The following is a 10,364-nucleotide window of genomic DNA, read 5'->3' on the forward strand; positions in this document are numbered from 1 at the left end:
ACTCAATGTTCACGGATCTTTTTGACGATCCCTTCTTCTCGCAGTGGCGCGAGCTGCCGTCTCGGGTGAGCGGTGCGGCCGCGTCCGGCGACATGATGAAGACCGATGTGCGCGAAAGCGATAAGTCTTATGACGTCGATATCGACATGCCCGGCTTTAAGAAGGACGATATCGCGATTGAGCTGCATGAAGGATACCTCACTGTTTCCGCCCACAAGGACGAGAACCATGAGGACAAGGATGAGAAGAGCGGCAAGTGGCTGCGCCGCGAGCGCTATGTCGGTTCGTGCTCGCGCAGCTTTTACGTCGGCGACGCGGTAAAGGAGACCGACATCCATGCCAGCTACAAGGATGGCACGCTGAGTCTCGCGATCGCGAAAGTCGAGGCGAAGCCACAGGTCGAGGCCAAGCATCAGATCGCCATTGAAAGCTGACACGGCCCTGTGCTGTCGTGCAGTATGCCGACGCATTCGTGATGCCGTGACAGTGTCGTGACCCCCGGTGCGAGTCGAACTTTCCCGGGATTGTGTTGAAATGGGCGTCCCTACCGGGCGCGTTTCAACACGATCCCGGGATTTTCTATGTGTTGTGTTCTGCGCAGGCGTTTGCTGCTCAGCCGTTTCCGAGTTCGGACGGCGGCTGACGGTAAAGTAGGGGATGAATCAAGTATGGATGAATAGCAGGAAGGCCGCCGGGGCGCGGCTTCAAGGAGGAAATAGGCATGGGAATGCCCTTGGATTTGTATGTGATCCGGCACGGGGAGTCGGAGGCGAACGTCATCGTCAAGGCGGGGGAGGCCGGCGACAATTCCTTGTTCACGCAGGATAATGTCACCGTTCCAGACCGCTCGTGGCGGCTGACCGCCACCGGGCGCAAGCAGGCCGATTGCATCGGACGCTGGCTGGTGTCGAAACAGCAGCTTTTCGACCGTTACCTGGTCTCGCCGTATGTGCGCACGCGCGAGACCGCGGCGACCATGGCGCTGCCGAAGGCCAAATGGGAGGAGACGCGTGTGCTGCGCGAACGCTCATGGGGCGAGATCAGCACAGTCACGCAGGACGAGTTCCGCACGAATTACGAGCGCAACTGGATGTTCAAGCGCACCGACCCGCTGTATTGGCGACCGCCGGCAGGCGAATCCATCGCCGATGTGGCCGAAGACCGTGTGCACAACCTGCTGACTTCGCTCAACCGCAGGGCTGAGGCGCAGTCGGTGGTGGTGGTCAGCCACGGCGACTTCATGCAGGCGTTGATGCTCACGCTTGAGGACCTCTCTGACGAGGAGTTTCTCAGACGCGCCGATTCGGACAAATGGCGCATTACCAATTGCACCTGCCTGCACTACTCGCGTCGCGATCCTCAGACCGGGCGCACCACCCGACGCGTGCGCTGGGAGCAGACCGCGCGGCCGGTGCTTGATCCGCAGACCGGTCGTTGGGAGGTCGAGGTCGAGCCATGGCGCGAATTCCAACGCCCATTGCTCTCCAACGGCGACTTGGTGGATGTGGTGCATATGGTCGATCCGCATCTTTCAGTGCTTGCGTGATGCGCCGCATGCCGGTGGCTCTTCGCTTCTGTGATCCGTCAAGATCCAATGAAATACTCACGAAACGCAGTTTGGCCACAGCGCGGTTACAATAGCTCACGACGCGCGGCCTTCTTGCATGCTGCGCCGCAGAATCCCAGAGAATAAAGGAGAGGGACAGCCATGAGCAATATATTCACGTGGAAACTGCATGGGGACGGCAAAACCCTGAAACCGGGCGAGGTCATCGAACCCGGGGAACGCCTGACGTGGGGACGCACGGCAGGCATCGGAGCGCAGCACGTGGTCGCCATGTTCGGCGCGACGTTCCTGGTCCCGATCCTCACCCACTTCGATCCGTCGACCACCCTGTTCTTTACGGCGCTGTCGACGGCACTGTTCCTGCTGATCAATATGAACAAGCTACCCAGTTATCTGGGTAGCTCGTTTGGTTTTATAGCCCCTATCGCGGCAGTGGCCTCGGCGCATAAAGGCATCGCCGTCGCCAGTTTCGGCATCATGGTGACCGGCCTGCTGCTGGGACTCGTCGGCCTGCTCGTGCATTTCGCAGGATCAAAATGGATCGACATCGTCATGCCACCGGTGGTCAACGGCGCGATTGTGGCGATCATCGGCTTCAACCTTGCGCCGAACGTCTGGACGAACTTCCAGGCCGCGCCGGACACCGCCCTGGTTACGCTGGTGGCGGTGCTGCTGGTGGCCGTGCTCTTCAGAGGACTGCTTGGCCGACTGAATATTCTGCTCGGTGTCCTGATCGGTTATCTGTACGCCTGCGTGCGCGGCCAGGTCGATTTCAAGCCGGTACAGCAGGCCGCGTGGATCGGCTTCCCGCAATTTCACCTGCCGGCGATCGACTTCTCGATCCTGCCGATGTTCCTGCCTGTCGTGCTCGTGCTCATCGCCGAAAACGTCGGCCATGTCAAATCCGTCGCGCAGATGACCGGGCACAACTACGATGACCAGATCGGCACCGCGCTTGCGGCCGACGGCCTCGGCACGATGATCGCCGGTTTCGGCGGCGGATCCGGCACCACGACCTATGGCGAGAACATCGGCGTGATGGCGGCGACGAAGGTCTACTCGACCGCGGCATATTGGTGCGCAGCCGGATTCGCGCTGATTTTGAGCCTCTGCCCGAAGTTCGGCGCAGTCATCAACACGATCCCCGGCGGCGTGCTCGGCGGCGTGACCACGTTGCTCTACGGCATGATCGGCATGATGGGCGTGCGCATCTGGGTCGATAACCACGTCGACTTCAACAAGCCGCTGAACATCATGACCGCCGCTGTCACCATGATCATTGGCATCGCCAACTTCGCGTTCGCGGTCGTCGGCGTGCAATTCAACGGCATCGCCATCGCTACCATCGCCGTGCTGGTCATGTACCACGGCCTCAAGGCCATCGGCCGCCTGACCGGAGTGGTTCCCACGGACGAATAAACAGGCGGGTGCCTGCGCACCTTTGTGAGCACTGTGATCCAGCGTCCATAAGAGGCCGATTTTCCCGTGCAATTGCTGTTTTTGGGACCTTTTCAAAGCCCAATTTCAGCAATTGCACGGGAAAAGTTGTTTTGGCGCTGGACCGCCGACTGTGCCTACCGGGCGAGTCCCATGCGGTATTTGAGCGTCATGACGCGGATGGCCGATTGCTTCACTTGTTTCGCGAACGCCGGGTCGCTGGCTGCCCGCTCGTTCAATCCGTCGAGGATCGGCTGCACATATTGGTTTGCGCCCACGCAGGCGAGATCGCCTCCCGCCTCGACGAACCTGACCCCGAGCTGCCGTGGTGCGATGCCGCTGACAGCGGCGGCCGATAGCGAATCCGAGGTGACAACGCCGTCATAGCCGCTTTCTCCCCGCAAGTGTCCGTCGATCAGCGTGCTGGAAAAAGCGGCCGGGTTGTCTGGGTCGATGGATTTATATGTGGCCAGCGACATCATCACCAAGCCTGGCTCGCCTTGCAATGCGGTGGTGAATGCGCTGATCTCCTGGCCGTCCAGCGTCGTGGTCGTGTCGAGGATGCCGTTGGCGGTGAAATCGGTGTTGCCGGTGACCGCGCCGAGCCCGGGATAATGCTTGATGGAGGTTTCGATGCCGGCCTGCCGCATGCCATCGATGAATGCGATGGCATGCCGCGCGTTGCCGGAAGCGCCGAGCCCGAAGTCGCGGTCGAGAGCGCCGATCGGCGCATTATTGGCGCGTTTTGTCTGCACGGTATCGGCGACCGGGGCCAGATCTGTGTTGATGCCTGCGGATCTCAGCTGCTTGCCCCATTGGGCTGCGGCTTTGGTGAGCTGATCGGTGCTCATCCGTCCTTGGCTGACCGCAGAGGGCATAGTGCTGAAGCCAGTTCCACGCAGGTGCTGCACCTGCCCGCCTTCCTGGTCGGTCGCCATGATCAAGCTGTTGCGTTGCGGCGCATAGCTTTGCAGAGCGTCAACGGCCTTTTTCACCCCTGCGGTTCCCACGTTCCATTTGCCGATGACGAGCACGGAACCCACATGCTGATTGGTGATGAGGTCGCGCAGGCTCGACGGGCTTCGACCGGCGAACAGCGGCGCCATCACCAGCTGGCCGACCTGCTCCTTGAGCGGCATCGCGTCGACGGCCTTGATCGCCTTCGTCTTTGACGCGTCGACGGCCCCATTGTCATGCTCCGTGGGGGACGACGACGAAGTATTCGGTGAATCCGAAGGGCTTGACGTGGGGGAGCCGCTCGAGCTGTTTGATTCGCCCGCGCTCGGCGATGCGCCTGCGCCCGAGCTTGGCTGCAGAGAAGATGATGGCGACGACGCAGATGGACGGTTCGACTGCCTGCTCCTGTTCCACCATAGGGCTGCAGCCACCAAACCGCCGGCAACCAGTGCGATCGCGACGACGGTGATGATCGCGGTGCGAATAGGGGAGCGCTGCCTGCGCGGATTTTGCCGTGTGGGCTGTCTGTTCATCTTTCAATTATTCCACGGCACCATATTCCTTTGTGTCTGCCTAAGGTGAAACGTGCATCTGGTGAAGCTGTTTCGCGGCCAGCGTCTAGTCGCCGCGGTTCATAGTAGGGTGGTAGGCATGTCATTCTTCGATATATTCGGCCAGATGTTCGACCCCGATGGCTCCGATGACTCCGGCCGGTCAAGTCGCCGCAGCCCGCGCCGCCGAGGCAACGAGGACGATCCCGTGGTGATCGATGTGCAGGTCGATGGCGACGATGCCAAAGACAGACAGGGGGAGCGGAAGACACGTTCGCATGCCAAAGCCGCCAACAATGGCAGCGGCACCCGCCCGCCCCACGGCCGTTCGGGCAGATACGACGACGGTTTCCGGCTGCCTGCCTCGCGCGGCTCGAAGGTCCTCATCGGCGTCGTCCTCACCTTGGCGGTCCTGGTCGGCCTGTTCTTCGCGCTGGATCGTTTCATCACCGATGTGATGTGGTACCAGCAGCTCGGCTTCGCGCGCGTGGTGTGGACGCAGTTGTTCACTACGATCGGCTTGTGGCTCGCCTACGCGCTGCTTATGGCAGCGGCCAGCTATGTTTCTGCGACTTTGGCTATCCGGGCCCGACCCGATTCGAGTGACGGCTCCACGATTCGCATCCGCGGGGACATCGTCGAAATCGGCAAATCGGTGAGCTCCAAAAACGCCCGGCGTGTAGCCGTGGTGGTTTCGCTGATCGTAGGGCTGGTGTTCGGCGCCCAGTTCAACGCCAACTGGGCGCAGATCCTGCTGATGTTCAACGCGCAGTCCTTCGGCGTGCGCGACCCGCAGTTCGGCTTGGACAACGGCTTCTACGTGTTCATCCTGCCCGGGCTCAAGCTCGTGCTCTCCGCAGTCTCGGTGCTGCTGTTCATGGCCATCATCTTCTCCGTCGTGACCCATGTGCTCATGGGCGGCATCCGTCTGACGATGCCGGTCAACGGCCGGGGCTTGTTCGCCATCACCAGGCGGGCGAGGCGCCAGACCGCCATTTGGCTGCTGCTCAACATGCTGCTGGTGGCTGCGCGCATGGTCGTTCACGTTTTCGATCAGCTCAGCGCGCAAGAGGACCGCATCACCGGCGCATCCTACACCGCCACGCATGCGACCATTCCCTTCGCCTTCGTCATGGCCGCACTGGTGGCAGCCCTTGGCGTGCTGCTGTCGGTCTGGCTCATGCGCTCGCATGCCTTGCAGGAGCCAGCTTCCATAGGAACGCGCGCCGGCGCGGCGCTCAAGGCATGGCGCACGCCGATCGCCGCCATCGCGGTCGTCGTGGCCACCTCGCTGGTGCTGACCGTGATCTGGCCCATGCTCGTGCAGCGGTTCAGGGTATCGCCGAACGAGCAGGAGGTGGAATCGGCCTACATCCAGCGCAACATCGATGCGACACGGCAGGCCTACGGCCTCGACTCCATCAAAACCGATACCTATGACGCGACGACCGAGGGCAAGTCGGGCGCGTTGGCTTCGGCAGCGGAGAGCACCGCGCAGATCCGGCTGCTCGATCCGCAGGTCGTTTCGCCGACCTTCCAGCAGCTGCAGCAGTCCAAGCAGTACTATTCCTTCGCCGACGCGCTGTCAGTCGACAAATACGACATTGACGGCACCAGCCAAGACACGGTGATCGCTGCGCGCGAGCTCAACCTCTCGGGCAACGACAACCGCAACTGGGTCAACGACCATACCGTATATACGCACGGCTACGGCGTCGTGGCGGCCTACGGCAACAAAGTGACCTCCGACGGCCAGCCGCAGTTCTTCGAATACGGCATCCCCACGCAAGGCAAGCTCACCGAGACGCAGCATTACGAGCCGCGCATCTATTTCTCGCCGAACGCCCCCGAATACTCCATCGTCGGCGCGCCCAAGGGAACCAAGGCATGGGAATTCGACTATCCCACTGGTTCGCAGGGCGCGACGAACACCTTCGAGGGCAACGGCGGCCCGAGCATCGGCAACTTCTTCTCGCGGCTGCTCTATGCGGCGCGCTTCGGCTCGGATCAGATCCTCTTCTCCGACCGCGTCACCCCGGATTCGCAGATCCTCTACACCCGCAATCCCAAGGAGCGCGTGGCGAAAGTCGCGCCGTATCTGACGCTTGACGGGCGCGTCTACCCAGCGGTGGTCAACGGCCGCGTCAAATGGATCGTCGACGGCTATACGACTTCGGACGCCTATCCCTATTCGCAGATGACCGATCTGGGCGAGGCTACGGCGGATTCAACCACCGAAACCAGCTCTACCATCCAAGGCCTGGGCTCGCAGAAGGCCAATTACATCCGCAATTCGGTCAAGGCCACGGTCGATGCCTACGACGGTTCGGTCGACCTGTATGTATGGGATGCGAAGGATCCGGTCATCAAAGCGTGGGAGAAGATCTTCCCCGGCCAGTACCACCAGATCTCGGATATCGACGGCCAGCTGATGAGCCACCTGCGCTACCCGGAAAGCCTGTTCAAGGTGCAGCGCCAGCTGCTGGCGAAGTACCATGTCGGCAGCGCCGGCCAGTTCTTCTCAGGCGAGGACTTCTGGCAGAGCCCCACCGACCCCACCGAATCGCAGTCGGCGCAGAACCGCGACATTCTGCAGCCGCCGTATTACCTGACGTTGCAGACGGGCGGCTCCAAGGAGCCGGTCTTCTCGCTGACTTCTTCGTACATACCTGCAGGAACCGCGAAACGTGAGATCCTCACCGGTTTTCTCTCGGTTGATTCTGATGCGGGCAACGAGAAAGGCCGAGTGGGGCCGAACTACGGCACGCTGCGATTGCAGGAGCTGCCGAAGGACTCCAATGTGCCCGGCCCCGGGCAGGCACAGAGCAACTTCGATGCCAAGGACACGGTGTCGCGCGAACTCAACCTGCTGCAGACCGGATCGACCAACGTCAAGCGCGGCAACCTGCTCACGCTGCCGCTCGGCGGCGGACTGGTCTACGTCGAGCCGGTGTACATCCAGTCCAGCGGTGCGACCAGCTACCCGCTACTCAAAAAGGTGCTCGTCGCCTTCGGCGACCAGGTCGGCTTCGCGAACACTTTGGACGAGGCGCTCGACCAGGTCTTCGGCGGGGATTCGGGCGCTTCGGCGGGAGACGCGCAGAACGCCACGGCAGACGCCGGGGCTAGTGCGTCGGACGGCTCCGCCGGCTCTGGCGGCGCGAATGCCGGCGGCGGTGGCCAGCAGCCAAGCACACCTGAAACGCCGCAGTTGAGCGCCGAACTCAAGGAGGCGCTCAATCAGGCGGCCCAAGCGATGAAGGATTCGGATTCCGCGATGAAATCCGGCGACTGGACGGCCTATGGCAATGCGCAGAAGCAGCTCAACGAGGCGTTGAACAAGGCCGTGGAGCTCGATAAATAACGGGCTGCTGCCAATGTGTGCCGCGCCGGCCATTCGCGACGCTGCGGTACATTATCGATATGGCTAATGAACAATGGGATGGAGCCGAGAGAGGGTTCGTCATCCGCGATGCCACGGACAGCGATCTGTCGGCGGTCACCGATATCTATAACCAGGCGGTTATCGCCGGCGGCGCCACGGCCGACCTGGTGCCGCGCACGCTCGAACAACGTCGTGAATGGGTCGAATCGCACGCGCCGCGCGTCGACTATCCAGTCGTCGTGATCGAAGACGAGGCTGGCCATATCGCTGGCTTCGGCTCACTGTCGCGCTTCCATCCGCGCGAAGCCTATGACGGCGTGGTCGAGCTGAGCTACTACATCGCCGGCGGCGCCCAGCATCACGGCTACGGTACTGCCTTGGTCGCCTGGCTGCTCGATGCCGCCAGGCAGCGTTCCCGTCGCATCGCCACCGCGCTGATCTTCGCCGACAACAAGGGTTCGATCGCCCTCATGCGCCGCTTCGCCTTCACCCGTTTCGGGCTGCTTCCACGCGCATGCTATGACAGCAAGCGCTACCTCGACATGTCGTATTGGTATAAGGAGCTGTAGACGATATTCACGCTCGTGTATAACATAAAAGCGCGCCCGCGGGGTCTATTCCGCTTGTGTGAGACGTCATCTGCTGACTGCGGATACCTATCTGTGTTATACGGGGCGTTAATTCCTTGGTGCCGCGGGTATTGCTGACCGAAAACGGCGGTTCCTGGCCACCTGATATTCGATTCTCGAAGACATAGCGCCTCACGCAGCGCAGATAGACCTCCGTGAGGGCGAATTAACGCCTCACGCAACGCAGGTACTTCATTTCGCACGCTGCGCGGATTGACAATCATCGTCGCAACCTGTCTGCTTGGATGTCGATCGAGATGGTTATGGGGGAAATGGGATTGAGATAGCTCGCTGTGTCTCCAATATGCCTTCAAAGCCGAGGAGCTTGGCTTTCGTCTCTCGCCACCGGTACCATGAATCGGCTGATATGCGCGATTACGGCGGTTGATTGTGACGGCTGAATGCGGCGCGCGACTATGACGGTCCATGTAGGTGAACTGTGCGGGTGGAAAGGGAGAGTGGCATGGCTTCGGCGTTCTGGCTGATTGTGGGATTGGGCAATCCCGGGAGCAAATACGAGGGCACGCGCCACAATATGGGCTTTATGACGGCGGATGTGCTCGCCGAACGCTGGTCCGTCACCCTCTCCGACCATAAGGGTCTGGCCAAATTGGGCAAGGGCGTGATGAATCTCGAAGGTCACTCGGTCAAATTTTTCCTCGCCAAGCCGCTGACCTATATGAACGACTCAGGCAACGCCGTGGCATCCATCAGCGCGTACTATGACATCGAAGCCGGGCATATCGTGGTCATCCATGATGATATGGACTTGGAATTCGGCCGCATCAAAGTCAAGATGGGCGGCTCGGCGGGCGGGCACAATGGCATCAAATCCATCGACCGGTCCTTAGGCACGAACCAGTATGGGCGCGTGCGCATGGGGGTGGGCCATGCTCAGCGCGGGCCTCGTGCCCACGACAACACCGTGGACTGGGTGCTGGGCGGCTTCGGTCCTGACCAGCGCAAGCAACTGCCGGATTTTTTGGCCGATAGCGCCGACGCCGCGGAAACAGTGATTTTCGATGGGCTGAACGCTGCGCAGGAGCATTTTAATGGTGGGCGCAGCAATGGCAGATAAGGCAGGCAAGGCAACGGTGCATGCGGCATCGGCAGGCAGAACAACGAATGCAGCAGTCATGGATAGGGCAGTGGCAGATAGAACAGTGAACGCCACGGCAGCGAATGCTGCAGCCGGCAGAAAGAATAAGGCTGCCATTCTCCTTTCCGATCACCAGTCGCTCATTGGCATGCTCGAATCGCTCGAACGCGATCCATCGTTCAAGGCGTTGGCCAACGGCGACATCGACCAACCCGAATCGAAAACCGATCCCAGCATCGTCGTCAGCGCGCCCAGCGGGCTGCGTCCGGCGATCGCAGCGGCTGCGGCTACGGCCCGGCGCACGGCTGTCGTGCTGGTCGTGGCATCCAGCCGTGAGGCCGAGGAAACCGTGGAATCGCTGCGCTCCTGGTACGAGGGCGACCCGAATGCCATCGTCCAGTTAGAGGCTTGGGAAACGCTGCCGCATGAGCGGCTTTCCCCACGAGCCGACACTGTGGCCAGTCGCGTGGCCGTCATGCGCCGGTTGAAGCATCCGCAACCGGGCAGCGATCTGTTCGGTCCGATTCAGATACTCGTAATGCCGGTGCGTTCGCTGATCCAGCCAGTGGTGGCCGGCCTTGGTGACGTGGAGCCGCTGGTTTTCGAGCAGGACAGGGACCTGCCGCTTGGCGATGCCGCAAACAGACTCGTCGAGAACGCCTACACCCGTGCCGATCTGGTGATGGACCGCGGCGAATTCGCGGTGCGCGGCGGCATTCTTGACGTGTTCCCTCCCACT

At 61.4% G+C, this 10,364-nt stretch carries 7 protein-coding genes and 1 pseudogene; 7 read left to right on the forward strand and 1 reads right to left on the reverse strand.

What is annotated here, in order from left to right:
- From LKG04_RS08575 to LKG04_RS08585, 3 genes are all read left to right on the forward strand, one after another.
- Positions 1–434, forward strand: a 434-nt coding sequence (locus LKG04_RS08575; RefSeq protein WP_291763811.1) for an Hsp20/alpha crystallin family protein, incomplete at its 5' end; no start/stop codon positions are given.
- Positions 435–721: 287 nt separating this feature from the next.
- On the forward strand, positions 722–1,546 hold the full coding sequence (locus LKG04_RS08580) for a histidine phosphatase family protein (RefSeq protein WP_291760332.1): 825 nt from the start codon (positions 722–724) through the stop codon (positions 1,544–1,546).
- Positions 1,547–1,708: 162 nt separating this feature from the next.
- Positions 1,709–2,986 carry a uracil-xanthine permease family protein gene (locus LKG04_RS08585; protein ID WP_291760333.1) on the forward strand — a complete coding sequence of 426 codons (1,278 nt, stop codon included), beginning with the start codon at positions 1,709–1,711 and terminating at the stop codon, positions 2,984–2,986.
- Between the two features lie 155 nt (positions 2,987–3,141).
- On the opposite strand, the gene LKG04_RS08590 is transcribed toward LKG04_RS08585, so the two are convergent.
- Positions 3,142–4,494, reverse strand: a complete 1,353-nt coding sequence (locus tag LKG04_RS08590; RefSeq protein WP_291760334.1) for a glycoside hydrolase family 3 N-terminal domain-containing protein — start codon at positions 4,492–4,494, stop codon at positions 3,142–3,144.
- Between the two features lie 118 nt (positions 4,495–4,612).
- Here LKG04_RS08590 and LKG04_RS08595 point away from each other — a divergent pair, with 118 nt between their 5' ends.
- The 4 genes and pseudogenes from LKG04_RS08595 to LKG04_RS08610 form a co-directional block, all read left to right on the forward strand.
- Positions 4,613–7,876 carry a UPF0182 family membrane protein gene (locus tag LKG04_RS08595; RefSeq protein WP_291760335.1) on the forward strand — a complete coding sequence of 1,088 codons (3,264 nt, stop codon included), beginning with the start codon at positions 4,613–4,615 and terminating at the stop codon, positions 7,874–7,876.
- A 59-nt stretch (positions 7,877–7,935) separates the two neighbouring features.
- Positions 7,936–8,466 carry a GNAT family N-acetyltransferase gene (locus tag LKG04_RS08600; protein WP_291760336.1) on the forward strand — a complete coding sequence of 177 codons (531 nt, stop codon included), beginning with the start codon at positions 7,936–7,938 and terminating at the stop codon, positions 8,464–8,466.
- A 523-nt stretch (positions 8,467–8,989) separates the two neighbouring features.
- On the forward strand, positions 8,990–9,604 hold the full coding sequence (gene pth / locus LKG04_RS08605; RefSeq protein ID WP_291760337.1) for an aminoacyl-tRNA hydrolase: 615 nt from the start codon (positions 8,990–8,992) through the stop codon (positions 9,602–9,604).
- 169 nt (positions 9,605–9,773) lie between these two features.
- Positions 9,774–10,364, forward strand: a pseudogene (locus tag LKG04_RS08610) (transcription-repair coupling factor); the annotation flags it as partial.

Origin of the sequence: Bifidobacterium sp., from assembly GCF_022640935.1 — a bacterium.
Lineage (GTDB): Bacteria > Actinomycetota > Actinomycetes > Actinomycetales > Bifidobacteriaceae > Bifidobacterium.

Excerpts from the sequence above, each read along its gene's own strand:
- LKG04_RS08580 (WP_291760332.1), top strand. The coding sequence starts at position 722 with ATGGGAATGCCCTTGGATTTGTATGTGATCCGGCACGGGGAGTCGGAG.
- LKG04_RS08585 (WP_291760333.1), top strand. The coding sequence starts at position 1,709 with ATGAGCAATATATTCACGTGGAAACTGCATGGGGACGGCAAAACCCTG.
- LKG04_RS08590 (WP_291760334.1), bottom strand. The coding sequence starts at position 4,494 with ATGAACAGACAGCCCACACGGCAAAATCCGCGCAGGCAGCGCTCCCCT.
- LKG04_RS08595 (WP_291760335.1), top strand. The coding sequence starts at position 4,613 with ATGTCATTCTTCGATATATTCGGCCAGATGTTCGACCCCGATGGCTCC.
- LKG04_RS08600 (WP_291760336.1), top strand. The coding sequence starts at position 7,936 with ATGGCTAATGAACAATGGGATGGAGCCGAGAGAGGGTTCGTCATCCGC.
- pth (WP_291760337.1), top strand. The coding sequence starts at position 8,990 with ATGGCTTCGGCGTTCTGGCTGATTGTGGGATTGGGCAATCCCGGGAGC.